22 protein-coding genes, 1 tRNA gene and 1 pseudogene are annotated in these 25,862 nt (G+C 59.2%); 15 read left to right on the top strand and 9 right to left on the bottom strand.

The genetic code is table 11. From position 1 onward, the window contains the following. Positions 1-190: 190 nt before the first annotated feature. Positions 191-1,543, bottom strand: a complete 1,353-nt coding sequence (locus ACX3OW_RS03895) for a UDP-glucose dehydrogenase family protein (RefSeq protein WP_459094420.1) — start codon at positions 1,541-1,543, stop codon at positions 191-193. Between the two features lie 351 nt (positions 1,544-1,894). Between ACX3OW_RS03895 and ACX3OW_RS03890 the strand changes: the two genes are divergently transcribed. The 6 genes and pseudogenes from ACX3OW_RS03890 to ACX3OW_RS03865 all read left to right on the top strand — a co-directional run. Next, on the top strand, positions 1,895-2,884 hold the full coding sequence (locus tag ACX3OW_RS03890) for a glycosyltransferase family 2 protein (RefSeq protein WP_459094419.1): 990 nt from the start codon (positions 1,895-1,897) through the stop codon (positions 2,882-2,884). Next, complete coding sequence (locus tag ACX3OW_RS03885; protein ID WP_459094418.1) at positions 2,874-3,515, top strand: class I SAM-dependent methyltransferase; 642 nt, start codon at positions 2,874-2,876, stop codon at positions 3,513-3,515. Before ACX3OW_RS03890 ends, ACX3OW_RS03885 begins: the two co-directional genes overlap by 11 nt. A gap of 2 nt (positions 3,516-3,517) precedes the next feature. Beyond that, positions 3,518-4,393, top strand: a complete 876-nt coding sequence (locus ACX3OW_RS03880) for a hypothetical protein (protein ID WP_459094417.1) — start codon at positions 3,518-3,520, stop codon at positions 4,391-4,393. A gap of 456 nt (positions 4,394-4,849) precedes the next feature. Then, on the top strand, positions 4,850-5,728 hold the full coding sequence (gene rfbA / locus ACX3OW_RS03875) for a glucose-1-phosphate thymidylyltransferase RfbA (protein WP_459094416.1): 879 nt from the start codon (positions 4,850-4,852) through the stop codon (positions 5,726-5,728). Continuing rightward, a complete protein-coding gene (gene rfbC, locus ACX3OW_RS03870) occupies positions 5,721-6,275 on the top strand; it encodes a dTDP-4-dehydrorhamnose 3,5-epimerase (protein ID WP_459094415.1) in 555 nt (184 codons plus the stop codon). Before rfbA ends, rfbC begins: the two co-directional genes overlap by 8 nt. Before the next feature lie 200 nt (positions 6,276-6,475). Beyond that, positions 6,476-7,110: pseudogene (locus ACX3OW_RS03865) on the top strand (IS630 family transposase); the annotation flags it as partial. 200 nt (positions 7,111-7,310) lie between these two features. Here the strand turns inward: ACX3OW_RS03865 and mobF are convergent. Next, positions 7,311-10,151: a MobF family relaxase gene (gene mobF / locus ACX3OW_RS03860; protein WP_459094414.1), complete on the bottom strand. Its 2,841-nt coding sequence runs from the start codon at positions 10,149-10,151 to the stop codon at positions 7,311-7,313. Next, positions 10,148-10,435, bottom strand: a complete 288-nt coding sequence (locus ACX3OW_RS03855; protein ID WP_459094413.1) for a hypothetical protein — start codon at positions 10,433-10,435, stop codon at positions 10,148-10,150. The genes mobF and ACX3OW_RS03855 overlap by 4 nt, the downstream gene beginning before the upstream one ends. Positions 10,436-10,679: 244 nt before the next feature. On the opposite strand from ACX3OW_RS03855, the gene ACX3OW_RS03850 reads away from it, so the two are divergent. From ACX3OW_RS03850 to ACX3OW_RS03840, 3 genes are read left to right on the top strand one after another with little or no spacing between them, the layout of a single operon-like run. Continuing rightward, positions 10,680-11,153 (top strand): hypothetical protein, encoded by a 474-nt coding sequence (locus ACX3OW_RS03850; RefSeq protein ID WP_459094412.1) that lies wholly within the window; start codon positions 10,680-10,682, stop codon positions 11,151-11,153. 8 nt (positions 11,154-11,161) lie between these two features. Then, entirely contained in the window at positions 11,162-11,881 is a 720-nt protein-coding gene (locus tag ACX3OW_RS03845; RefSeq protein WP_459094411.1) for a P-loop NTPase family protein, read from the top strand. A 17-nt stretch (positions 11,882-11,898) separates the two neighbouring features. Continuing rightward, the gene (locus ACX3OW_RS03840; RefSeq protein WP_459094410.1) at positions 11,899-12,447 is read left to right on the top strand and encodes a hypothetical protein; all 549 of its coding nucleotides are present in this window, start codon (positions 11,899-11,901) and stop codon (positions 12,445-12,447) included. On the opposite strand, the gene ACX3OW_RS03835 is transcribed toward ACX3OW_RS03840, so the two are convergent. Beyond that, positions 12,444-14,168 (bottom strand): type IV secretory system conjugative DNA transfer family protein, encoded by a 1,725-nt coding sequence (locus tag ACX3OW_RS03835; protein ID WP_459094409.1) that lies wholly within the window; start codon positions 14,166-14,168, stop codon positions 12,444-12,446. The two genes, ACX3OW_RS03840 and ACX3OW_RS03835, sit on opposite strands and share 4 nt — an antisense overlap. 402 nt (positions 14,169-14,570) lie before the next feature. Here ACX3OW_RS03835 and ACX3OW_RS03830 point away from each other — a divergent pair, with 402 nt between their 5' ends. Continuing rightward, positions 14,571-15,317: a hypothetical protein gene (locus ACX3OW_RS03830; RefSeq protein ID WP_459094408.1), complete on the top strand. Its 747-nt coding sequence runs from the start codon at positions 14,571-14,573 to the stop codon at positions 15,315-15,317. A gap of 18 nt (positions 15,318-15,335) precedes the next feature. On the opposite strand, the gene ACX3OW_RS03825 is transcribed toward ACX3OW_RS03830, so the two are convergent. From ACX3OW_RS03825 to ACX3OW_RS03810, 4 genes are all read right to left on the bottom strand, one after another. Then, positions 15,336-15,746 (bottom strand): hypothetical protein, encoded by a 411-nt coding sequence (locus tag ACX3OW_RS03825; RefSeq protein WP_459094407.1) that lies wholly within the window; start codon positions 15,744-15,746, stop codon positions 15,336-15,338. A 239-nt stretch (positions 15,747-15,985) separates the two neighbouring features. Continuing rightward, entirely contained in the window at positions 15,986-16,186 is a 201-nt protein-coding gene (locus ACX3OW_RS03820) for a hypothetical protein (protein WP_459094406.1), read from the bottom strand. A 462-nt stretch (positions 16,187-16,648) separates the two neighbouring features. Further along, positions 16,649-18,214 (bottom strand): DUF6538 domain-containing protein, encoded by a 1,566-nt coding sequence (locus ACX3OW_RS03815; protein ID WP_459094405.1) that lies wholly within the window; start codon positions 18,212-18,214, stop codon positions 16,649-16,651. 85 nt (positions 18,215-18,299) lie between these two features. Beyond that, positions 18,300-18,389 (bottom strand) — tRNA-Ser (locus ACX3OW_RS03810). 243 nt (positions 18,390-18,632) lie between these two features. Between ACX3OW_RS03810 and ACX3OW_RS03805 the strand changes: the two genes are divergently transcribed. From ACX3OW_RS03805 to ACX3OW_RS03795, 3 genes are read left to right on the top strand one after another with little or no spacing between them, the layout of a single operon-like run. Beyond that, positions 18,633-18,956, top strand: coding sequence for a hypothetical protein (locus ACX3OW_RS03805; RefSeq protein WP_459094404.1), 324 nt, complete (start codon positions 18,633-18,635; stop codon positions 18,954-18,956). Between the two features lie 56 nt (positions 18,957-19,012). Further along, the gene (msrA, locus tag ACX3OW_RS03800) at positions 19,013-19,669 is read left to right on the top strand and encodes a peptide-methionine (S)-S-oxide reductase MsrA (RefSeq protein ID WP_459094797.1); all 657 of its coding nucleotides are present in this window, start codon (positions 19,013-19,015) and stop codon (positions 19,667-19,669) included. A gap of 60 nt (positions 19,670-19,729) precedes the next feature. Further along, positions 19,730-20,104, top strand: coding sequence for an MmcQ/YjbR family DNA-binding protein (locus tag ACX3OW_RS03795; protein WP_459094403.1), 375 nt, complete (start codon positions 19,730-19,732; stop codon positions 20,102-20,104). Between the two features lie 89 nt (positions 20,105-20,193). Here ACX3OW_RS03795 and ACX3OW_RS03790 read toward each other — a convergent pair whose 3' ends face one another. Beyond that, positions 20,194-21,984 carry a hypothetical protein gene (locus ACX3OW_RS03790; RefSeq protein WP_459094402.1) on the bottom strand — a complete coding sequence of 597 codons (1,791 nt, stop codon included), beginning with the start codon at positions 21,982-21,984 and terminating at the stop codon, positions 20,194-20,196. Positions 21,985-22,239: 255 nt separating this feature from the next. On the opposite strand from ACX3OW_RS03790, the gene ACX3OW_RS03785 reads away from it, so the two are divergent. Together ACX3OW_RS03785 and ACX3OW_RS03780 are read left to right on the top strand one after the other, a co-directional pair. Then, positions 22,240-23,667, top strand: a complete 1,428-nt coding sequence (locus ACX3OW_RS03785; RefSeq protein ID WP_459094401.1) for an MFS transporter — start codon at positions 22,240-22,242, stop codon at positions 23,665-23,667. A 78-nt stretch (positions 23,668-23,745) separates the two neighbouring features. Further along, a complete protein-coding gene (locus ACX3OW_RS03780) occupies positions 23,746-25,830 on the top strand; it encodes a catalase (protein ID WP_459094400.1) in 2,085 nt (694 codons plus the stop codon). Positions 25,831-25,862: the final 32 nt, after the last annotated feature.

Genomic DNA, 25,862 nt, shown 5'->3' with positions numbered 1-25,862 from the left:
CCAATGATCAAAAGAACCAATAAAATCAGGGCGGCGATTGGTGCTATAGTTTTCCGCGTCCACCCAACGATTGAAATAGCGGGAACTGCTTCAGCACTATCGATTTTTCCCTGCACGCCCATCGCCCAACCTGTTTTTCTGCAATACTGCAATGTTACTCCGGGCCTGAGCGGTGATCGAAACGTCCGCCCTAGTTGGCGCCCCTATAGAGACTGGATGAATCGCCGCGCCCCACTGCATAGTATAGTAGGCCGTGCTCCCGAAGGGCGGTGGGTTCATAGAGATTGCGCCCATCCACTATAATGGGGTGCTTCAGCGTTGATTTCAGCCAGTCGAAATCGACTATTCGGAACTGTTTCCATTCGGTGCAGATGGCGAGCGCATCTGCACCCTGCACGGCGTCCTCTTGACTATCGAGGATGGTGACGCGCGCATTGTTTCCAAAGATTTCGCGGGCTATTTGTGTCGACTTCGGATCATACGCTCTCACCTGGGCGCCAAGTGCCGTCAGGCCTTCGATGAGCACCCGGCTGGGCGCTTCACGCATGTCGTCGGTATTTGGCTTGAAGGCCAGCCCCCATACGGCCACAGTGCGATTCTTCAGGTCACCGTCAAATATCTGTTCCAGTTTACGGAGCAGGAGCGTCTTTTGTATTTCGTTTGTACGCTCGACTGCACTGATCAGCGGTACCTCCAGGCCGACATTTTCTGCCGTGTGGATAAGGGCGCGCACATCCTTGGGGAAGCACGACCCGCCATAGCCGGCGCCGGGATAGATGAAATGAAAGCCGATTCTGGGGTCAGAGCCGATGCCGAGGCGGACCTGCTCCACATCGGTGCCCAACCGCTCAGCGATATTGGCAATCTCATTGATCAGGCTGATCCTAGTCGCGAGCATCGTATTGGCTGCATATTTCGTGAGTTCAGCTGCACGGACATCCATGAACATCAGCTTGTCGTGGTTCCGGTTGTAGGGTGCATAGCACTCCTGCATTGCGTGGCGCACGCGCTCGGAATCTGTGCCGACAATGATGCGGGCTGCCCTGGTGAAGTCGTCGATGGCGCTTCCTTCTTTGAGAAACTCAGGGTTTGAGCACACGTCGAAGTCTATGCTTTCGCCCCTCAGGCGTAGCGCTTCACCGATTTGCCACGCAACTCTGTCTCCGGTCCCAACTGGCACCGTGGATTTGTTGACCACGACCTTGTAGCGGTCCATGTGTTCGCCGATCGTATCAGCAACGGTGAGCACGTATTTTAGATCAGCGGATCCGTCCTCGCCAGGCGGCGTGCCAACGGCGATGAAGATAATGTCACCGAACCGAGCTCCAGCTTCGGCGTCACTGCTGAACAGAAGCCGTCCGGCTTCCCTGTTCCGTTTCACAAGCTGCTCGATACCGGGCTCATAAATCGGCATCTCACCCCGATTGAGTTTCGCTATCTTACGCTCATCGATGTCGACGCATTGAACGATGTGACCGACATCAGCCAAGCAGGCGCCAGTTACGAGGCCGACGTAGCCGGAGCCAAAAACCGTGATTCGCATAAAAAGCAACTCGCTGGAATAAGGTCGAAATCGAGGAACGTCGGGTATCGACGTGCTTCACTTGACAGTTATAAGATGATTGAGACACACATGGAGATGGCGTTTAGATTGAGCAGCGGGACGGATCCGTCCGAGCTATTTACTGAACAAGAACAACATCTGTCATCCCGACGCACCAAAAAAAATAGCGACACCTTCAACCAGTGACGTGACATTCAGCGCCTACCCGGCCACATCGGTCATAGCAACCACCTGTGGCTCGTTCTCTCCGACTTAATAAATTGGGGCGACGTCACCAAGTGGCACTTCGGATCGCTGGCAGGACAGCCCACTCCAAGAGAGCTAAATCTATTGAAAAAGCTTGTAATTCAAATTCCCTGCTACAATGAAGCAGAAACCTTGGGAGTCGCCCTAACAGACCTTCCGCGAAAAGTCGAAGGGTTCGATATCGTCGAGTGGCTTATTATCGACGACGGTAGTTCGGACGATACAGTACGCGTCGCACAAGAATACGGGGTGGACCATATTGTGCGTCACACTGGTAACCGTGGCCTAGCACATGCGTTCATGACCGGACTTGACGCCTGTCTCCGCTGCGGTGCCGATGTTATCGTCAATACTGACGCGGACAACCAATACAATGCCGCAGATATTCCCGCACTAACTGCGCCAGTTCTCAGAGGCGAAGCGGAAATGGTGATTGGTACGCGTCCAATTTCAACTGTCGAGCATTTTTCCGTCACGAAAAAGCTGTTGCAAAAGTTGGGTAGCTTTGTCGTCCGGGTTACGAGTGGCACGGACGTCGCTGATGCTCCAAGCGGCTTTCGCGCCATTAGTCGCAATGCCGCGCAGCATTTTGTCGTGTTCAACAACTATACCTATACGCTGGAAACGATCATCCAGGCAGGTCGAAAAAACCTGCGGATCGTCAACGTGCCCATAAGAGTGAATGCTGATCTGCGGCCATCGCGTCTGGTCAAAAACATCGGCTCGTACATCACGCGCTCTATTTTTACGATTGTACGCATATTTGTAGTTTATCAGCCGGCGCGTTTTTTTGGCTCGATTGCTGCGTTCCTGCTGCTTATTGGCGGTTTGGTCGTGATGCGCTTCATGTATTATTATTTTATAGGCGAAGGTCAGGGAAATATCCAGTCGTTAATCCTGGCTGGTACGTTGTTGATGATGGGGTTTCAGTCCCTGCTGGTCGCATTTCTTGCCGATGTCATCGCCGCAAATCGGCGGCTGTTGGAGGACATCCGTTATGCGCAGCGAGCGAACCTAATACCCAAGCCAGCGACGAATAAGCTGACGTCGGAAGGACTTCAAAATGACGGTTAAGGTGGCCGGCGGAAAGGCCGAGGGCGGGGTCGTCATTGGAAACACGTACGACAAATATGGCACGTCAAACCCAATCGCTCGGCGTCTTGTTGGAGGGTTCGATGATGCGCTTAGCGGGCTAGTGCGTAAAATCGATCCTTCGTCAATTCATGAGGTTGGCTGCGGCGAGGGATATTGGACATTGCGGTGGATGAGCGCAAACATCAACGCGCGCGGAACCGACTTTTCGTCCGAGGTCATAGAAATGGCAAAGGCTAACGCACTAGCGGAGGGCGCCGACGCAGCAAGCTTCGAAGTCCGCAGCATTTACGAGGTGCTTCCTGGTCGAGACAATGCCCCGTTGATCGTGTGTTGCGAGGTCATGGAGCATCTAGAAGAGCCTGAACAGGCCCTTGAGGCGTTGCGCGGTATTGTTGACGCCAATCTCATAATTAGCGTGCCGCGAGAGCCAATATGGCGTGTGCTGAACCTTGCTCGTGGAAAGTATATCTCTGACTTAGGTAACACGCCCGGCCATCTCAACCATTGGTCCAAGGCGGGCATAGTTGCTCTGGTTGAGCGCCATTTCGAAATTCTGGAAGTGTTGTCACCCCTTCCGTGGACTATGCTGCACTGCAGGCGAAAATATTAACCATGGCATCATTGCTGAGTCCTGGCGTCAAGAAGGGGCTGAATTTAATTGGATCCCTTCTCGCGGTCTCGGGAATTGTATTTGTTGGGCTGCTTCTGTGGGAATATTCGGCACAGATAGATTTAGGTAGCATTTCCTTACACTCATACGCCGCCTTTATCGTATTGGCAGCTGTATATGGCGCATCCAATGTGCTTCTCGCGCGAGGTTGGTGGTCCCTACTTGGGTTTCTCAGCGTAAACGCATCGTGGTCGTGGGCTCTACAGGCCTATGCAACCTCGCAACTCGCCAAATATGTACCCGGGAATATCTTCCAGTTTGCAGGGCGGCAAGTCATTGGAGTTGCTGCCGGAATAAATGGCAAGAGCCTAGCAAAATCCACCGGGCTAGAGCTTGCCATCCTTGTTTTTGGTGGTGTTATGTTTGCGCCCCTAGTTCTATCCCTCTTGATCGACTGGGCGGGTAGTCCAATCGCGAGCGTTGCGGCCTTTGCCGTCATACTAGTGCTCGTGATATCTGCTATCCTGCGTTTCTTCGGCTGGCGGTTAACCCAAGCTTCGATGTATTACATGGGGTTTCTTGGTATTTCTGGTTTAATTTTCTTATGGATTATACAAACGGTTGGGGGAGTTGCGCCACTCTGGGCTTATCCATCTATTGCTGGGGCCTATGTGATTGCCTGGTTGGTAGGACTCGTCACTCCCGGTGCGCCGGCCGGTCTTGGAGTCAGAGAAGCCGCTCTTTTGTTTTTGCTAAGAGATATCATTCAGCCCGACCAAATACTTCTAGCGGTCATTGTCGGGCGGGTAGTTACGATTTTTGGCGATGTTGGGTTCTATCTTGTTGCCGCCTTGCGGACGGCAACGCAGAAAATATAGATGAACTTCTTGGCTGCTTTTTTTGACACGCTCGAGAATCAATGCTCGAATACTGCGCGAAAATTTAGGCCTTACGCCCGATGGATATAAACTGGCAATAAAGACTAATTACTTCGATCAGTCCCCCGTGGTTGAGCTCGTTGACTACGTCAATCCAGTACAAGAACGGCTACGTGGAGCAGCGGTGTCCTTAACGTAGGTGAACCAATGTTATGGCTTCGGATGGGTCGTTGTTCGATTGCAGGACCAGCAGCGACAGAAAACCGTTAGTATCCCGTTGGTTCATTATTTGGTCCTAAGGGTAGGGTGTCAATCCATCTGTGGCTATGGGTGGAAACATTGGAGTGAGGTCGTTTTTGGAAGGGACAGATTTTTGTTTCGGTTGATCGAGACGTGCGGCACAGATGGAAGGAATAATGTTATGGATTTGAATTTACGTTCCGACGGAGCGGTCTTTTGAAGGGCATAATTCTTGCCGGCGGTAGCGGCACACGGCTTTATCCTGTTACCCTGCCAATCTCAAAACAGCTCCTGCCGATCTATGACAAGCCGATGATCTATTATCCGCTTGGTGTGCTCATGCTGGCCGGCATACGCGAAGTGCTGATCATTTCGACGCCGCGCGATCTGCCCTCCTTCCGCGCATTGCTTGGCGATGGATCCGATTTTGGTATTTCACTGTCCTATGCCGAGCAAGCCGAACCGAACGGGCTGGCAGAGGCCTTTATCATCGGGCGCGATTTTGTCGGTGACGACTCGGTTGCGCTGATCCTGGGCGACAATATTTTCTATGGCGCCGGCCTGTCCGAACTCTGCGCCAAGGCGCGCGCCAAGGAAGCCGGTGCCACGGTTTTTGCCTATTGGGTCAGCGATCCGGAGCGCTATGGGGTCGTTTCTTTCGATCCGGCGACCCAGCAGGCGCTCACCATCGAGGAAAAGCCGGAACAGCCGCGATCCAACTGGGCCGTGACCGGATTGTATTTCTATGACAATGAGGTCCTTGATATCGCCGCAAGCATAAAGCCGTCCGCCCGCGGCGAACTTGAGATTACCGATGTCAACAACGTCTACCTTCAGCGCGGTTCGCTTGATGTCGCCAAACTCGGCCGCGGCTATGCCTGGCTCGATACCGGCACCCATGACAGCTTGCACGAGGCCTCTTCATTCGTGCGCACGATCGAGCACCGACAGGGCACCAAAGTGATGTGTCTCGAAGAGATTGCCTATGAACTGGGCTATGTCGACGCCGCCCACATCCTGCGGCGCGCCGATGACCTCAAGAAAACCGAATACGGCGCCTATCTGCGCCGTCTGACGGAGATGCCCCATGGTTGATGTTTTTCGCCTCGACATTCCTGACGTGCTGGAAATCGTTCCTGCAAAATTTGGCGACGATCGGGGATTTTTCTCCGAGACCTACCATGCGGACAAGTTGAAGGCCGCTGGCATCGACCTCGACTTCGTGCAGGACAACCATTCCTATTCAGCCGCCCAAGGCGTGCTGCGCGGTCTGCATTTCCAATTGCCGCCCCATGCGCAGGACAAGCTAGTTCGGGTGGTCAAGGGGGCGATATACGATGTGGCCGTCGATATTAGGCGTTCGTCTCCCACCTTCGGCAAATGGGTTGGGCTGGAGGTATCGGCCGCCAAGTGGAACCAGATACTGGTCCCCAAAGGCTTCGCCCACGGTTTCGTCACGCTCGAGCCGGATACCGAAGTTCTTTACAAGGTAACGGATCTCTACGCCCCTGATTGTGACCGAAATATTCGCTTTGATGATAGCGATATCGGCATTGAGTGGCCCGTGGACGTAAGTTCGGTGCAGTTGTCGAACAAAGACGCCACTGCCCCAAATTTTGGTTCGGTGGAAGTGTTCGACTGAACCAGTAATATCGCCGCTCCAACGTGGTTGCACCTGATCAGAGATCGAGGATTCTCAGAGTATTTAAAGAACCGGTACGAGAGCCAGTTGTCGCCTGGGGCTACCTGGAAGGCAGGTCATACCAACGGCTCTCGGGTGTGGCTCGCTAGGAATTCCCAAGCGCCACGCTTGCTGATTCGATGGGCGAAGGAGATTCGCTCATGCCTGGATCGGTTCGGATTCGACAGGACTATTCCTCTGCGGAGCTTCGGCGCCTGGCGTCACGCAGCAAGGACGCCAATCAGAGCCGACGGTTGTTGTCACTGGCGGCGGTTGTTGACGGCATGAACCGCGCCGACGCCGCCCTGATTGGCGGCATGGACCGGCAGACGCTCCGGGACTGGGTGCATCGGTTCAATGCGGCCGGGCCTGATGGCCTGTTCGACCACTGGGCGGCCGGCCCGTCGTCGCGACTTTCGCAACAGCAAAAGGCCGAACTGTCACCATCGTCGAGACCGGTCCAAATCCGGAGGTTGATGGATCGTTCGGTGGCGCCGGGTCGATCTTCAGCGCGTGATCAAGGAGCGGTTTGGGATAGAATATCACGAGCGCCATGTCGGCACACTTCTCAAAAAGCTGGGCTTCTCGCATATGAGCGCCCGCCCGCGTCATCCCAGTCAGGACGCAGCGACGATCGCAGCATTTAACTTCCCGCGGGCGCTGAAGGCTAATATCGGCCACCTTCCCAAGGGCAAGCCGATCGAGATCTGGTAAGGACGAGGCGCGCATAGGTCAGAAGAACGGGACTGTCCGGCTCTGGGCAAAGCGTGGGACTCGGCCACGGATCGGTGCTGAGCTCGCGACTTATGGATAATTGCAAGCTTCACCGGAGGCTTACAATTTATTCCGCGTTGGCAATGCTAGAAACTTGTTGTGATGAATTTCTCACCGTCGGACATCTGAACTTCCGCTGGCGAAAATGTTCCGCGCTCGACGGACAGTATGGGATGGGGAAGCTATTTCAGAACCAGAGAAAGTCAGCACCCGGAAATGATCTCACCGTTCCATCGACGGGCCTCTGGAGACGCGCACGTTTGCGCCATCGATCCGATAGACCGCGGAGCGCAGCTTCTCCAGCGCTGGTGGCAGTTTTCTTTCGAGCCCAGGCCCCTGGGAGCGGCTGATTACTGCCCAGACCTGCCGTACCAGTTCGCTCAGACTATGGAGCTTGCGCGCGGTGTGCAGTGTTTTCAGAATATCCCACCTGGCCGCAGGTTGCGGCAATTCAACCAATCCGGTAGCAACAAAATCAGACCGCTCACTCACAAAGTCGATGACATTGGCTTTCTCGCGATACTGCGCAGCTTCGGCAAACAGCCGCTCCAGCATGGCAGTGGTGGTCGGCGCCATGCGGGGATCTGCCTGGCGCTGGCGGCAGGCAGCGTCGAGCCGATCGGCTTCAACGACAATCCGCGCCTCGTGCTGATGCCGAGTCAGCGCCACGTAGATTTCCCGTGAATCGGTCTTGCGGCCTAGGTGCAAGATCGTCGCTGGGGCGGTGCGCCCCTGAGAAGCATGGGCGGTACCAGCATAGCCATGACTGACTCGCGGCAGCGTCTGCTTCCGACCCGGGCCCTGCCGCGCCAGCGCTGACCATTGAGTCGTCACCGCCGTTCCGTCTTCCAAACGCAGGCGCAACGTCGCATAACCGGCCGGATCCAGAGCCAGGGCTTCGACGACCGCGCGCGTGCCGTTGCGGATCCCCAACTCGGGCAGGGTTTCGCCAAACCGAAGCTTTTCTCCGACACTAATCGGCAGATCATGCCGCTTCTGGTCGCGACCGATGGCGGGCAGGACAGCTTCACCGGCAGCCAGTGCCCCCGCCCGCTGCAGCGCCGCCCGGGCTTCCAGGTTCAGCGCCATGGCATCGACATTGCGCCGGGTCACCAGCAGCACACCATCCCCATAGCGCTGACGGGCTTCAGTCCAGAGGGCAATCACCCGGGCGCGCGTAGCCGCTTCACCTGCGATCAGGTCGATCCGCTCGTGGCAGCCATAGGCGCGCAAACCGGCGGCGGCGTCGCCCCGGGCCATCAGCGTCGACGCGGCCCGCTGCCATTCGACCTGCTGCCGCCGCACGGTGTCGAGAACACTGCCCCGTTCCACGACGTCGGCAATGGCGGCCAGCGGGCTGGCTCCGCTGACCGCCTGCAGCTGCCGGCGGTCGCCCAGCAACGCCACCTTTGCGCCTGCGGCCTGAGCCGCGGTCAGCACGGCCGCCATGTCGCGCGTGCCGACCATGCCGGCCTCGTCGAGCAGCAGTAATGTGTTGGCCGTCAGCGGCGCAGCAGTGCCGTTGGTCACATCATGGCGCCAACGGGCGATCGCCTGAGCCGGAATCCCAGTTGAGTTTTTCAGTTCGTCAGCGGCGATCCAGCTCGGCGCCAAACCCACCACCGTCAATCCTGACCGCTCGGCGGCGGCGACGATGGTTTTGGCCAGGGTGGTTTTGCCGGTGCCGGCAGCGGCCTCGATCAGGGTGACGCCGTCGGCACAAGCCGCCGCCCGTACCGCTGCGCTTTGTTCTGGCGTCAGATGTGCGGCCTGTTCCAGTGCTGTCGCCAACGCGGCCGCGGTGATCCATTCCCGCTCATTCGGTCGGTTGGCAGCGCGCAGCATCGCCGCTTCGGTGGCGGCGATGCCAGCGGTGGTCCAGTGCGCTTCATCGAGCCGCAGCAGGTGGCCGGTTGTTTCCAGCGCCGCCAATTCCGCATAAACCGCGTCCGGCCCCAGCCCCTGCAGGCTCGCTGCAACCAAAGCAGTTTCGAGCAGCTTCTGCCGCTCCAGCACGCTCTCGGTCAGGAACAACCTCGAGGCTGCCAACGCGACCGGCGTGGTCCCGGCAATGGCTGGCGGCTCCTGGAAAATATCAGGCTCAAGCGCATGGTCGTCGCGCTGATGTAGCGGTTGCACACTGGTCGCCAGGGCCCAGGGATCGAGGCCGGTCTGCGCCAGCTCATCGGCCCACTGCGCCTCCAGGGCCACGCCGGTGAGCACGGTATCTTTGGCGGCACGCGTGCTCAGCGCCGCTACCTGCTTCTGCGCCGCGCTCGCCTCGCGCCCGACGCGCTCTTCGATGGCGTGCGAGCGTTTGGAGAACAGCTCGAGCAAGTCCTGTGGCAGACCGGCGAGTTCCCATTGCCCCTGCCCGGCCGGACGAAAGGCAAACCCATCCCGTTGGAGCTGCTCGGCGAGGGCCGCGCGATAGGCCGCGCCCAACCCCATCTGGGCACTGAACAAACTGGTGGTCTCGATGGTCAGATGTTTGGAGGCATAGCGGCCGGAAACGACCGGACTGCCAGCAACATTCAGGGCCACACAATGCGTGTGGATATTGGGATCCCCAGCACGGGTGCTAAAATGGGCGAAGCGGGCAATGATCAGATCACTCGGCTGGGCACGATGGATGCCGCCAGCACCATAGCGGACAGTGATCAAACTCTCATCCACGAGGAATTTTAGCGCCCGGTCGACGGCGGCGCGATGCGCCGCTTCGATCAGGTCGCGCTGCTCTGCTGTCCCCGCCATCCACAAAACAGATACCGACTTGCCCGGCGTAAAGGTAATATCGATGCCGGCGCGATGGGTTTCGCCGGCGCCGCGGACCAGCGGCTGGCCGGTGCCGGGATGGATACCAGCGCACAGATCGCGAAAGGTTTCCGCTTCGACTGCAGACCCATGAGTGACAATACTCTGCCCCGTTGAGTGCCAGATGCCGCCGCCGTCGCGGGTATAGTACTCATCGCGATTGCGGGGGCGGGCTTCGCGGGCGGGATCGTTAGTATAGTAGAGCCCGGCATCCCGACCCACGCCAAGCGGGTGCAGCGTTGCGGTCATGCCCCGTCACTGGCTCCCGGCCGATAGCGGCAGATCCTGCCGATCTGCGCCGCATCAGCCGGTGCGGTGGCTTCGCCGATAAATTCGGCCAGTGCCACCACATGCCGGTCCATCTCCTCCAGCCGGCTGAGCAGCACCAGATGCCGTAACGCCACTTCCAGCTGCTGGGAGAGGCATTCGATAATCACTGCCTCGCGGCTTAGGCCGGCGGCCGTCGCGGCCTGCTCGAGCAATGTCGCCAAATCTGGTTCCAGGCCGATCGACACTGTCGTTATGCTGCTCATACGCGTTCCCTCATGGGCGCGATTCGCAGCCCCACTCCTCTGGATGGGCGGTCAAACCGCCGAAATCGAGCCGTTTCGGCGCTGATGGTGAACGAAATCACTCTCAGTGCGTGAGGTGTGGTAGCCCTAACTTGCTGGCAAAATTGCCGGTACATAGCTGGCATGTGCTGGCAAGCACTGGCAGAGCTGGCAAACGGCCATTTCTGCTCTATGCTCCATCGACGAACGTCTCGCCGGAGCGCGCATGGCCATCGATATCAACCGCCTTATCGGCGACGCAGAAGATCTGCACGCCGAACAGAAGAAGCAGCCAGCTTCGGGTACTTATGCTGCCATTCGGGAAGCCCTGCCGGCGATCGAGGCAATGCGCGCCAATGGCATCGCCTGGAGGGCCATCGCCGATGCGCTGGGGCAACAAGGCATTACTCAGCGGCAGGGCAATGTGGAGATACCCATCACCACGTCCCGACTGACATCCTTAGTCTCTGACCTCAAAAGTCGCCAAGCCAAGGCCGAAAGCAAGCAGGCTGGCCGGCAGTCCCGTGCCGATTTATCGAAAAGGCCACTAAAATCTGAACAATCAAAACAGTTTGCCCTAGCCGACGAACTCAACGTTAAGCCACGCGATGATAAGAGCCTTTCCCGTATCGATGACGAGGAGACCATTCGGCGCGCTCAATTTGACGCAATGAAGGGTCTGCTCAAGCAACAGGACTGAGGGCGAGCATGGTGCGTGTATTGTTGGTGGGGCAGGAAAAGGGTGGTGTCGGCAAGAGCCTGGTGGTTCGCGGCTTGGCCGAGGCGGTGCCGGCGGCTCCCGTAATCGAGGTCGACTCGAACCAGCGCCTGCTCGAACTGGGCAAGCGCGTGACCTATTTCCCGATGCGCGCCGATCGCACCGAAATTGAAAAGACCGGCGGCCGCGCCGCTCGTAGCGAATTCGACGGCGTGATCAATGCCATTGCCGGCGCCACGACGCCAACCATTGTCGACGTCGGCGCCAACACGAGCCGCGCCCTGCTCAGCGTGCTGGCCGACGTCAAAGACGCCCTGGAGGGCGTCGGCGTCGAACTAGGTATGCTGGTGGTGGCTACGTCCGAGCCAGGCGCGTTGAGCGAAGCGCAGCGCTTGATGGACTTGGCCAGACCTATCGCCACGCGCTTCGTGCTGAACAACCAGGTGGCCGGTATGATTGATGACAAGATGTTGGCAAAGATCGCCGGCGGTGTACCGGTCAGTACGCTTGAAGGCAAGACGATGGACGACGAAGCGGTTGCGTTGTTGCAGGCTGGAGGCTTGGCGTCTGTGCCGCAGATCGACACTGGCAAGCTCAACGAGAAATACGGTATCGCACGGGGTGTCCGCATTCAGAAAGACCTGTCGGCTATGCGCCTGGCGGTCATGGAAGCAGTCCGCGGTCCGGCAAAGTGGCTGGTCGGGGAATAGTAGGCAGGACAGCACCGATGCCAAGCGTCGATGACCAGATTGACAAGGCCAAGGCTGCTGCTGCGCGTGATCGCGACGCGGCGGCAGCCTTGAGTGCGCTCAAGCTCATGGAAGTGAAGCGAAAGCCGCCGAGGGCGGCTGCGGCGCACCTACAGGATCCAGAGCTGACATCGGAGGATCAGCGTGATCTGTTTTCATGGCTGTCGCGCTTGCTGCCGCGTCAGGTGAAAAAGCCGAAGGCGCGCCGGAGCACACACACACGGCCGCTTGCAAAGCTGCTTCGGCCGCATCCGGGCATTGTCTTCGCTCTGGTGGCATCTGCCGCTGTCCTGGGATCAGCCGCCTGGAACACACCGCGCGTTTATCTGGGAACGGTGACGTCTGATATGGTGGTCAACTGGCAGATCGGCGGCGCTACCGTTGCAACACAAACGCTGCTCCAATCCACCCAGGTCCCGGTATTGGGTAGGACTGACGATGGCTACCTACTCATTCGGGGCTGGCTGGCGCGCACTGGTCACATCACTGCTTTCGTGCCCGAATCCGCCATCCAGTTTGACCTTTAGATTGCGCTGACGGGCACAACATTGTGGTACAGCCCATCATAGCGTGGGTCTTCCCAATACCTGGACTTTCGCAGCCGCAAAGGGTGGCGCGTGGCCTTCGCAAGGTTGAGCAGGACAATCATCTCCTCAGGCTCAAGCTTCACCGCTTCGTCGGCTTTCAGCAAACGGCGCGCCTGCCGGCTACGACTGGTGCTGGTCGTCTGACCAGTTGGCGCATTCTGGGCACTGTCAGCATCGAGCAGAAGTGTGAAGTCGCCGAGCGCGCGCGATATCTTTTCGGCGTCCTCGCTGAGGTGAGCAATATTGGAGATGGTGGTAACGGAGGCCGAATTCTGAAAGGTTTCGGCGCCGTGTTTGCCGTAGTTTTCTTCGATCTGCGAAAAGGATTGCCAGAAGGACCAGACGCTCACGCCCAGCCCTGGCATCAGGGTCAGTGCTGTCCTCAGCTCGTCAAATCGCCCCAGGCTATCAGCCTCGTCGACGAACATGACAATACGCTCGGCCGCGCCTTTGCGACGGCGGATTGCCATAAACAGTTCGGAAAACATCCAGCGCAAAAGCGGCCCGAGGATTTTACTGCTTTCCTTGGGGTAGATGATGAAGAGGTCCGCATCCCCGGCAGCTATCTCGTCCATGGTGAAGGTGGCATTGCTGGTTAGCTGCTGAAACAGCTCATCCTGCAACCATTGAACTGCGCTTCGCGCCGTACTGAGAAGCGCATCCCTGGCGCGCTCGTCAAGCTCCAGATCTGCTTGCGTTGACCTGAAAATCTGCTGATGGAGCCGTTTCGCAATGGCCAGAAAGCGTGGATAGTCGGACAGGAGCGCAGCGACGTCTGCAGGCGTTGCCGCCCTGCCCTGCTCACGAGCATCCTCCAACGCGACCGCCATTGCACCCACCAAAATGTCAACGCCGCGAATGCCGAAGTAAGCGTTAGTGTCGCCCATATTGGGGATGAGTACGGATGCAACGGCCTGAAGACGGGCGATGTCAGTGACTTTGGCTTTTTCAAGCGGGTTCCAGCGTTCGGTGCCTGTGGCCCCCAAAGTCAGATCGAACTTGATGACACGGCGGCCCAGAGCTGCACGACGTTCATGGACCGCCTCGTAAATATCGCCTTTGGGGTCAAGAACGACCGCCGGACCATCCCATGCACTATGGTCTGGCGCGAGCAGGTTATTGATGATCAGCCCACTGGTTTTGCCGGTACGGGGCGGCGCGACAGTCAGCAAATTGCCGTCAGTGCTGATGCGGATCGGCCTGTTTGTTTCGAGATCCATGCCGATTTCGAGTCCGCGGTTCAAAACCCGCCGTTCGGATTCGTTCGCCCATCGGGCATTTCCCAGAACGCCCGATTGATCCCGGTCGTCGTCGGGCCGGATACGCGCCACCTGCCATGTGGCTGCAATGACAACCGTCAGGCCAACCAGTCCCCAGAAATGCCAGCGACCGCCTGTTGAAAGGGCATCATGACGGCCGTCGGCCATTAACCTGTATTGGTCGAAAATCTCCGAGAACCTCAGCTTCAGAAGCCAGCCCACAAACTGCAGGGGCTTGGGCGCCTCATTCGGCCACAGGGATAAGTCAAATCCATGCGTCGCCAGCAACGACGCTGGCAGTCCAAGCGCAAACACCACGATACCGACAGCCAGCATGGTAAAGGCCATCGGCGCCAGTTCGTGAATCGTGGAAGATGTATGGGGGATAGTAGTTTTGGTCATACAAAAACTTCGGCCTGTTCTGCAGGGATATAAGTTGATGAGCTTTTAGCCGCCGTGAGGTAGTTCCGAAGTTGGTGGGATGCGCCTGCCGATGTCCCTAACCATGAACCGTGGACACACACCGTCCACGTCGCGGTCATGGCAGCCGGCGGCGCAACGAGCCAGCCGTGGTGGATGACCCAACGGCCTGCGGAACCAACACAAGCTAACAAGAGGCTCCTCTGCACCGATGTTTCAGCAACATATGACGTAACAATCTCGATATCTCGTAATTATTCCAATAAAATAAGCACATAACAGGCTTCACAATCATAACTAATAAAATTAATGCACCAATAACAAATACAAAATCTAGAAAACCGCCAATAGCCCAATCACCCCTGATCATGATAAGGTTCAGAAATGATTAAAAGTATGGAAGCGACTAAAAACAACATCGTAAACGGAGAAAGAGGAAATTCAAATTCTTTGCATGTTAGAAAATTACTAGAAATATTTATGAGTGAATTGAAGAGGAATAAAAATTCAATTATAAGAAACAAAGAACTGGAAATCAACGCACAAGATTATTTTTCAAGTCTATCAATACCACTAACAACTAATTTGTTCGGAGAAAAATACCAAGTTCTAAGAATAGCTATTGATCAAATTGATTTGACTGCCATGAATGGTAGGGAGAGAAACCCAGAATGTGTCTTATCGCTAATACATCTGGTTAATTCTATATTAAACTCAAATAAACCAGAAGATATTTTGGTTACCAAGCTCAGCGCCCTGGATAAAGACTGGGAATTCAGCCCCCATAATGCTGAGCAAACAATACCGGCAACTTTTTTAATTACGTCAAAGCTGGCAACAAGAACGAAAATGGCGGAGCAAATCTGGGGGGAGGGCAGGCGCCAGTACGTTGCAATGCGCCGTACTGGCAGGGCAAGTGCAGCGATTGGCCGAATTCATATCGATTACGAATATGCCGTTCATCTAAAAAATATGGATCAGGAGCAACGGCGTACTCACTGGGCGGCGCTCGTACCCAACCTAACACAAACAACTGCAGTTATAGAGTTACAGAACGACCCAGCAATATTTCCTGCACTAGAACTGATGATGCTTTGGCAGATAGACAATTTTCCACGATCAAAGATATGAAGATCAGTGTTTCTACCTTTAAGGACAGGCTCCTGCCCCCTCCACCGCAGGCGGGCATTTGCGGAGAGAATTCGCCGACAGTTCGGGCATGTCGATGATCAGCGCGAAGGCGGTGATGGCCGAGACGCCCGGGATCGAGACCAGGATAGCAAAGCGGCGCGCCAGATCGCTGACGGCCTTGATGAGGGCCGTGATCGCGGTCTGGATGGCGGCGATCTGGCGTTCGATCTGGCTGAGCTGGGCGCCATTGTGGCGTTTGAGAATGGCCAGGGTCAGGTTTTTTGCCCTGTTCTTTGCTGCGGTGCGGTTCTTCACCAGGGCCTCGCGGGCCATGTGCAAATCCTTGAGATCGTTCAGGATCGGACTGCGCGGCGGCCGCGCTTGGAGGTCGAGCAGCGCGCCCATGCGGGCCAGCATCGCCGCATCCATTGGGTCGGTCTTGGCGAGCCTGCCGGTGGCTTCGGCAAACCGCCTGGCCTAACGCGGGTTGACCTAGACCAGGGCGAGGCCGGCCTCCGCCAGCCTCCGCTCGAAGGCCCTGTGATAGACGCCGGTCGGCTCGTAGACGATGCGGGTGCCGGCTTTTCCGCCCAGCCTGTGAACCGGCTCTGGGGTTCAACGCTGATCTGCGGAGGGGCCGCGACCTTGAGGCCAGCAATTCCAACGACTTAGGCGACTGTCAACGCAACCTGTGGGGTCAACTTTGGATCAGTATTCACAGCGGTGCCCCGCCGCTCCACCCGCTGCACCAGCTTGATCGCGAAGCTGTTGCTGACGCCAAAATGGCGCGCCGCAGCCCGGCGGGAGTGACCCGATGCAACAAACCCGAGCACGCGCTCACACAAATCCAAAGAATAGCTTCTGCCCATGATCCACCTCCACATGCGGTGAATCGCAATCCGATACAAAAGGGAATCCTCGATTCCAGGTTCAAGGACGACGATCTATTGCCGTCGGCCCGCTCCACCCCAGTAATAGCCCAGTCGGTGCAGCATGTTCTTCGGCAGCAGAATCAATGCGAACTTGCCGCGTTTAGGTGAACAAACCCTAACGGCGTCCTAAACGCGTCCTAATCTCAAAATAATCAAGGCCCCAATTTCTTGAGGCCTTGATTTTATTATTGAATTTGGTAGCGAAGCCCAGATTTGAACTGGGGACACACGGATTATGATCTCGTTGCGCTTGACCTGAGTGGTTTCAGAATATTGTCTGCGGACGTATGTTCACCGGCTGCGACAAGGTGAGAAATGCCTCCATCACGCTTTTTCAACTCGCCACAGCCACTGACATTTCAACGCCCCGCGAGATCCCCCGTTATCAAGGTCCGGCAGTTAAACGATCTGCGCGGGAAGCTTACTAATTTCACCATAGAGAACGGCAGGCTCGAACTCGCCATACTCCTCTCCCTCCGACGCGGCAGCGTGACCTTGCATGTAATCGCGCGCGCCTGCATCGAGATCATGCCGACGCGACAGAGTTTTGAATCTGTGTCTCCAGGCGTGGTTCGGCGCGACACGTTTGTCTGTAAATCCCTCTTCCCTGATCCAGGCTGCTAGACGTTCACCCACTTTTTTGGACGTCGGGTTCTCGACTGTTCCGCCGCGTTTCCTAGCATCGCTGTAGAACAATGGCCCAGACCTAGACGAGCGGACGAAGTCCAGAAAACCTTGCTCGATGAGATGCGGATGGACGGCGACCAAGCGCGAATTGCCGTCCTTGACAGTGCCGGCTTCAGGCGTGATCCAGAGGAGCCACACGCCATCCTTCTGCTGAATATCTTGCTTCCGTAGTTGGGCAATTTCGCCAACGCGGGCACCTGTGTAACTGCAAAGCCACGGCACCCAACGCCGTGCAGCCTTTGTTTCGCTTGAATGGCGGCCTTCCATTGGCTTGAGCGTCAGGCGGAGCACAAACTTGGCCTCGTCGTCGCTGTAGCCCTTCGGCCGTTCCTTCTTTGACTTGGTAACTTTGATGGTAATCCCATCAACCGGATTTTTAGCAATACGCTTGTTGGTGACAGCCCAGCCGCAGGTCGAACGTAAGGCTGCAAGATACCCAAACTGCACGGACCGGGCGGACAAGCCCCGGGCCACGAGCTGATCCTTCCAGCCGACGACCCAAAGATCGGTCAACTCACGGATATCCGGAATTTCGACCGCAACTTGCGCAATGATCGCCCGCCACTTTTTGCGGCTTGAGGCGGCGTGCTTGGCTTCGTCAGCAAACTTCTCATAGATTGACTTTAGGTTAAAAAAGTCCGCTGACTTCCCCTCGACTACGGTGCTCGCACCGATGGGCAGAGGATCCGGAAACCGGTCTGCATCGGGGTCAGCGCGATAGTCACCATGCGCGTAACGCAGAATTTGCTCTCGGCCTTGCACGATGGACCCGTTCACAGCATTAATGATGCGTTCAAGGCTATCGGCATCGACAAGCTCGCCCCGGTCCTGAAGGTATCGCTCGACACCTGCCTGATTTTGGCTCTTAAGCCTGCCCAACATTTTCGCGGTGAGTTCAGGATTGCCGGAGCTGATTATCCGAATGCCTGGCGTGCCTGCGGCCACCTGATCGGCTAGCAGCCTTCCAAGCACCAGTTTGGGATCACCAGGTTCGTCCTCATGTGCTGCCACCAGCTCGCGATAAAATTCCCCAGCGATCCCCATGGCCTCCTTATGCGAAATCCGGCGGGCACCTTTTCTTAAATTGGCCCAGCGAGCTTCAATTTTAGAGGACACTTGAAAGTACGCAGCTTTGGCTTCGGACGGATCACGCGTCCTTAAGCTGATTTTTTCTTCGCGTCGGCCGAGCAACGAGACAAGATCGGCCGGCACCCGACGACGGAGCCAGAAAATTCCCGATTGGGGATGTCGATAGGGTGTCGCCATTTTGAGCACCATGTGTACCGCTCCTGTGTACCAACAGAGCAGTTGCAAACCCCTTAACCACCGGGATGTGGCGCATTTCCTGGCTTTTTTGGAATAGTGGCGGAGAGAAAGGGATTCGAACCCTTGAGACGGTTCCCCGCCTACACACTTTCCAGGCGTGCGCCTTCGACCACTCGGCCACCTCTCCGCATCGCCTTTATCCCCGGCTGGAAAACGCCGGGGGGGCCGGCTGGTTGGCCGACGCGAGCGAGGCGCAATATACTTATCGCGGCCTAGGACGCAAGGGATCACGTCACCGGGATGACGATTGTTTTTGTGTAAGGGGGTTGCCATCTTGTGAGGGAGCCGCCCCAATGCCACAAAGATGGCGTGCATGGGGTGAAACGGGTAGGCCAGCCTCAATCTATCCCCGTCGGCACAGGGAATCTGGATGCGGCTTATTTTACGAGTAGCGGGCACCTGGCTGATCGGCCTGGCGCTGGTTCTGTTTATCATCGATGGCACCAAATCACTGGGTGCCAACGCGCTGGTCTACACCAGCCTGGCGGAATTGTGGACGCAGCTGCATCCGCCCAGCCTGGAGGCCATGGCGGGCTTTTTCGAAAGCCGGTTCTTTGCCGACCTGCTAGATGCCGCACTGCAGGCCGTGCTCAACTATCCGGCCTTCGCCGTGTTCGGCGTGCCGGGCATTGTGCTGGCGCTGGCCGGACGGGCGCGGCGGCGGGAACGCTTTCTGCGGCAGGACCAGATTTGACGCCGATCACCCAGGCGCCGCTTCCGCGCATGACGCGGGGAAAGGACGATAACGACATGTTCTTCAACACCAAACCGACCAGCATTCCGAGCGCTGCCGAGGCCCTGCCGGGCCGGGCGACGCCGATGAGTGTCGCCGACAGCCACTTCGTCAACGGGCAGAGCCTCAAGGGTCCCTACCCCACCGGCGCCGAGACCATCTATCTGGGACTGGGCTGTTTCTGGGGGGCGGAGCGGCTGTTCTGGCAACTGCCGGGGGTGATCGTCACCGCCGTGGGCTATCAGGGCGGGGCAACGCCCAACCCGAGCTATGAGGAAGTCTGCTCAGGGCGCACCGGCCATACCGAGGCGGTGAAGGTGGTCTATGACCCCAGCAAAATCAGCCTCGACGCGCTGCTCAAGACCTTCTGGGAAGAGCATGACCCGACCCAGGGCATGCGCCAGGGCAATGATATGGGCACCCAATATCGCTCGGCGATCTATACGACGACGCCGGAACAGGCGGCGGTGGTTGAGCGCAGCCGCGACGCCTATCAGCAGGCGCTGAGCCAGCGTGGGCTGGGGCGGATCACCACCGAGATAGCCCCGGCGGCGGAATTCTTCTACGCCGAGACCTATCACCAGCAATATCTGGCCAAAAATCCGCAGGGTTATTGCGGGTTGCAGGGCACTGGCGTGTCCTGCCCGATCGGCCTCGGGGTCGCCGCCGAATAGTCCAAAAATAACGCCGATCCGGGGCACCGGGTCGGCGTTTTGGTCAGCAGATCGTTGATATTGAGCGTCACCCATCCCGCCATCATGACAAGGCCCGGCTTCGAAGCGTTCGTGCTGACGCTGCCGCAGACGGTTTTGGTGCGCCAGTGGCATGACGATTCGGTCGCCAAGATCGGCGGCCGGATTTTTGCGCTGCTGGATGGCGATCCGGGCGAGGTGTGGCTGAAAGTGTCCGAGATGGCGTTTGAGCTGCTGACCGAACTCGAAGGGGTGCGGCCGGCGCCGTATTTCGCTCGGGCGGGCTGGGTGGCGATCTCGGTGGCCAGCCCGCTCAGCGAGGACGAAATGGAGGCGTATCTGCGCGAGGCGCATCGGCTGGTGGTGGGGCGGCTGACGCGGAAGGTCAGGGCGGAGCTGGGGCTGGGGCTGGGATAGCCACAGCGCGGCGCTCGCGGAGCCATGCCGGCTCGATAACGGACTTAGCAAGGGCCCCCGCAAGGGGAGGGTGGGGCCGGTGGATGGGTCTATTCCGGCAAGACTGCGAACACTTGTAGTGGGCTGTCGGGGAGACTGACGTCGTGTAGCCAGGGCGGCAATTTTCCTGCGGCGTAGAGATTGGCAAAGCTGTCTTCGGCGCGGCCGGGCAGGCCGTGGAGCTCGGCCATGCCGGGGCAGAGCACGACGAGGCCGATGCCGCGCTCGTCGAGGATCGCGCGGGCGTCGGCGATGGGGTCGTTGAAGAAGCGGAAGGTGTCGCGCACGCCCTGCTGATTGCGGTGATAGGGCGCCGAGACCACTTCATGCGGGGTGTAGAGCAGCAGATGGGCGCCCAGATCGATGGGGGTCATCACCCGCTCGGGCGGCAACGCGGCCAGATCGGCAAAGGCCGATGGCACGAGGCAGGGCTCCTTGTTATCGCGGGCTTCGGTCACCTGCTGGGCCCGGCTGGGGATGAGATTGACCGCCAGCATCACCACCAGCGCCAGAATGACACCGGAAAAGGCCAGCCAGCTCAGCACCAATCCGGCGATCTGCCCAAGGCGGGGGGTGGCAAGATAGCGGTGCCGGGCGCTGACGATGAGCCAGGCGGCGGCGGGAATGCCCGGCATGATGGCGAGGCGAGCGCCCCGCACCTGGGCTAGCATGACCAACGCGGTGCCGAGCAGAAACACCAGCAAAACGGCCCATTCGGCGCGCTGCTCGGGCACCTGCCACAAGCGCCACAGCACCACACCGGTCGCCAGCAAGGCCGGCAGGCCGACGGCGAGCGCATAGACCGGCAGTTCAATGACTGCCGTGCTCCAGGGACGGGCCTCGATGATCTCGGCGATCCAATTGGCCTGCAGCCAGGGATCGAGTTCGCCATAGGGCCCGCGCAGGCATTGCGGATAGGCCAGAGCGACGGCGCCCATGCCGAGCAGCGCCAGCCCACCCAGCAGCGCCAGACGCTGCCAGGCGGCGCGCGGTGGCGGCACGAGGCTAGCAATGGTGAAGACGGCGCCAACCACCAGCGCCACCGCCACATAGACCGGCGAGATCACATCGCAGGCCGCTTCGAGCCAGCGCGCTGGCGGGCGGAAGATGGCGAGATGGACCAGCGAGCCCAGGGCAAAGGCCTGCCCGAACCAGCGCATGGTGCGGCCCTGAGCTGGATTGCCCACCCAGAGCAGCCCCATGACCAGAATGGCGGCGGCGATCGGGGGTAGCGATTCGGTGGCGATGGCCAGCGCCGTGGCGGCAACAAAGCCGCAGAGCAGAGCGAAGCGTGGCCGGCGAACAGCCTCGATGGCGGTCCAGACCAGGGCCAGCGTCAGCAGGATGATGACATTGTGGTGGTCGACCCGGCCGGGGGTGAATTCGGCGGTGATAGCGGGGCTGAGCACCGGCAGCACCAAGGCCGGCAACACACCCTCGGGTCCGACCAGCCGATAGGCCAGCTTGGCGCTGATCCACAGCAGCGCCGCCAGCAGCGCCATGGGCCAGACATAGCCGGCCCCGACCAGCGCCAGATCGGCGCCTATAAGCGGGGTGAACAGCAGCACCAGCAGGGCCAGCGGCAGATCGACCAGCCGCGACCAGTGCAGCTCGGCGCCCCAGGGGGTGTTGAGACGCTGCACCGTCAGATCGTACCAGCCCTGACCGTTGAGAAAATCGCGGACCATAACCATGCGCATGGCGTCGTCGGTATCGGCAAAAAACGGCATGCCGGCGCGCCCCTGCACGGTGCGCAGCACCAGGATGACCACGGCAATGAGGAAGATCCCGGCAACCAGACGGAGATCGGGACCTTGGCGGTGAACAGGCTGAATGGTCAAAAAAACGATCCTGTGCAGGAGGTTGCGGCAGAATGAACCGGGCGGGTTAAGATGGCGTAGAGAGCCGCTTGCTCCAACGGCATAAAACAAGCAATTGCTTTTTTAATTTTTTGGCGATAGGAACCTCATTCGCGTTCTGCTGATCCGGAGCGCCTTTCTGCCGTCCTGTTTCGTCCGCATTGCAAAGCAGGCCCCCACCGGCCCTGTTGCTGCTGCGCGGGCGGCAGCACTCAACGCATCACCCGCAGGTTTTTCATGTCCAATTCATCTAGCAGCGGCAGCTGGGCCGAAATTTTCACGCCACGCTATGCCAGCGTGATGCTCATTCTGTCGCTCGGAGTGGCACTGCTGGCGTTCAACGCTTTCCTGTCCTCGATTTCGCTGCCGACGGCGGTGCTGGAAATGGGCGGCGTGGCGCTGATTTCCTGGGCGCTGACGCTGTTTTTGGTGTTTGCCATTGTCGGCGGCGCAGGCGCCGCCTTGTTCAAGCAGCGGCTGGGCGCCAAGACGGCTTTGCTGGTGGCGGCGGGCGTGTTCCTCGTGGGGACGCTGATCGCGGCCAATGCCAGCTCGATGCCGCAGGTGCTGGTGGGCCGCGCCTTGCAGGGATTGGGCGAAGGCGTGGTTTCGGCCATCTGTTTTGCGCTGATCCCCGAGCTGTTTCCGTCGCGGCTGGTGCCCAAAGTGTTCGGCATTCAGGCGATGATCTGGGCGATTGCCGCCTTTGGCGGGCCGGCCGTGGCCGGGTTGCTGACCGAGCTGGTGTCGTGGCGCGCCGCGTTCCTGATCAGCGTGCCGCTGGTGCTGATCTTTGCCGTGATGGTGCTGTTCGTGGTGCCAGCCAAAAGCTCCGAACCGAGCCGCGCCACCAGCTTTCCCGGGCTGCGGCTGCTGAGCATCGGCGCCGGTATCATGCTGGTGGCGCTGGCCGGGCTGGCGGCACCGCTGCCGGCCGCCGCGCTGCTGGTGGGCGCCGGCGTGCTGCTGGTGCTGGCGGTGTGGCTGGATGGCCGCAGCCGCGACCGGCTGATGCCGCCCGACGCGTTCCGCCCGGTTTCGGTGGTCGGTACCGGGCTGTGGATGACACTGCTGATCAACGTCGCTGGGGCCGGCTCGGCGGTTTATCTGGTGCTGGTGGTGCAGCAGATCTGGGGCTATGGCGCCACCATGGCTGGCGCGCTGGCCGCTGTGCTGGCGGTGGCCTGGAGCGCTTCGGCGATTACCGTCGCCAATGTGCGGCAGAAGGAAACCCGCAAGCTGCTGATCAAGCTGGGGCCGGCGCTGATCGGCATCGGCCTGCTGCTGGTGCTGGCCGGGCTGCAGCTGGACATGGTGGCCGTGGTGGTGGTCGGGCAGTTGATCATCGGCAGCGGCTTTGGCACCTGCAATGGCTATCTGAACCTGACGATGATGGAAGCGGCGAGCGATGCCGAGCGCGACCGGACCTCGGCGCTGATGCCGACTACCCAATCGGCGGGTAATGCCATCGGCGCGGCGCTGGCCGGGGTGGCCGCCAATTCGGCGGGCCTGGCCACGGCAGTGTCGGCGGCGGATGTGAAGTTTGCCATCGTGCCGGTCTATCTGCTGGGGGCGGCGATGGCGGCGGTGGCGTTTGCCGCCGCATGGCAGACGACGCGGCTGGTGCGGCCGCAGGACCAGTCCTCGAGCTTTGCGGCCGGCTAGCCAGCCGGAACCTGTCCCGCTCAGCCGGGTTTAGCTTCACAGCGGCGCTATCGGGCGTCGCTGTGGAGAACAGCAGCAATGAGCAAGGATAGACAGTCGCCGGATGCGCCGACGACCAGCATGGCGCGCGGCACCGGCGGGGAGACGCAGCAGCGCGACACCGGGCCGGTTTTGACCACCAATCACGGCGTGCCGGTTTCGGACAATCAGAACACACTGAAGGCCGGTACGCGCGGCCCGGCGCTGCTCGAAGATTTCGTGCTGCGCGAAAAGATTTTCCATTTCGACCATGAACGGATTCCGGAGCGCATCGTGCATGCGCGGGCCACGGGGGCGCATGGGTTTTTCGAATGCACCAAGCCGATCCCCGAGCTGACGCGGGCCAGCCTGTTCCAGAAGAAGGGCGCCCGCGTGCCGCTATTCACCCGACTTTCGACCGTGGCCGGCTCGAAGGGCTCCAAGGACACGCCGCGCGATGTGCGTGGCTTTGCGGTGAAATTCTATACCGATGAGGGCAATTGGGACCTGGTCGGCAATAATATGCCGGTGTTCTTCATCCAGGACGCCATCAAGTTTCCCGACCTGATCCATGCAGTCAAACCCGAGGCGGATCGCGGCTTTCCGCAGGCGGCGTCGGCGCATGACACGTTCTGGGATTTTGTCTCGCTGATGCCCGAGAGCATGCATACGGTGATGTGGCTGATGTCGGACCGGGCCCTGCCGCGTTCGCTGCGCATGATGCAGGGCTTTGGCGTTCACACCTATCAGCTGGTCAATGCCAAGGGCGAACACAGCCTGGTCAAGTTTCACTGGAAGCCCAAGCAGGGGGTGCAGTCGACCACCTGGGACGAGGCGGTGAAAATCTCCGGCGCCGATCCCGATTATCACCGGCGCGACATGTATGAGGCGATCCAGGCCGGCGACTATCCCGAATGGGAACTGGGCATTCAGGTGTTCGACGAGGCCTGGGCGGCCAAGCAACCCTATGACGTGCTCGACGCCACCAAGCTGGTGCCCGAAGAGGAAATCCCGGTGCAGATCATCGGGCGCATGGTGCTGGATCGTTACCCGGATAATTTCTTTGCCGAAACCGAGCAGGTGGCATTCCTGCCGACCAATATCGTGCCGGGCATCGACTTCACCAATGATCCGCTGCTGCAGGGACGGCTGTTCAGCTATCTCGACACGCAGAAATCGCGGCTGGGGACGACCAATTTCCACCAGATCCCGATCAACGCGCCGAAATGCCCGATGCATAATTTCCAGCGCGACGGCATGATGCAGACCCAGGTGCCGACCGGGCGGGCGACCTATGAGCCCAATTCGCTGGCGCAGGCCGGCGAGGATGGCGGGCCGCGCGCCAGCACGCAGGGGTTTCAGACCCTGGCCAAAATGGATGAGCCGGCCACCGAGAAGCTGCGCATCAGGTCGGAGACGTTTGCCGATCACTTCAGCCAGCCGCGCCTGTTTTATCGCTCGCAGAACAAGACCGAGCAGGGCCATATCATCGCCGCCACGGTGTTCGAGCTGTCCAAGGTGCAACTGGAGCAGGTGCGGGCCCGCGTCGTCGGGCAGATGCGCAATATCGACGAGGACATGGCAGCCCGCATCGCCAAGGGGCTGGGCATTGCCCTGCCTGACAAGATCGCCCCGGCGCGCGAGCCGGTCGACATGAAGCCCTCCGACGCGCTGTCGATCCTCAAGCACAAGGCGCCAGTGGCCGGGCGGACCATTGGGCTGCTGGTGACCGACGGCGCCGATGGCGGGGCGGTGAAGGCCCTGCAGAATGCCGCCAAGGGCAAGGGGGTCACCGTCAAGATCATCGCACCCAAGGTGGGCGGGGTGACACTCAAGGACGGCAGTCACCTCAAGGCCGACGAAAAGCTCGATGGCGCGCCCTCGGTGCTGTTCGACGCGGTGGCGATCATCGGCTCGCCGGATGGGATCAAGCCGCTGCTGACCGAAAAGGCGGCGCTGGATTTCTGCTCGGATGCCTTTGCCAATCTCAAGGCCATTGCCCATGGCGATGAGGCCAAGCCGCTGCTCGACAAGGCCGGGGTCGGCGCCGATGACTGGGTGTTCGGGCTCGATGCCGGAGCACTGGTTGCCAAGGTGTCCGACCGCAACTGGGCGCGCGAGCCCAAGGTCAAGACGCCGCTCTGAGCGACGCGAAAAAGGGCGGCGGGATGAACCTC

The organism is Devosia sp. A449, assembly GCF_054489375.1.
The sequence above is the reverse complement of the archived record's forward strand: the minus strand, read 5'-3'. Positions and strand labels throughout refer to the sequence as shown.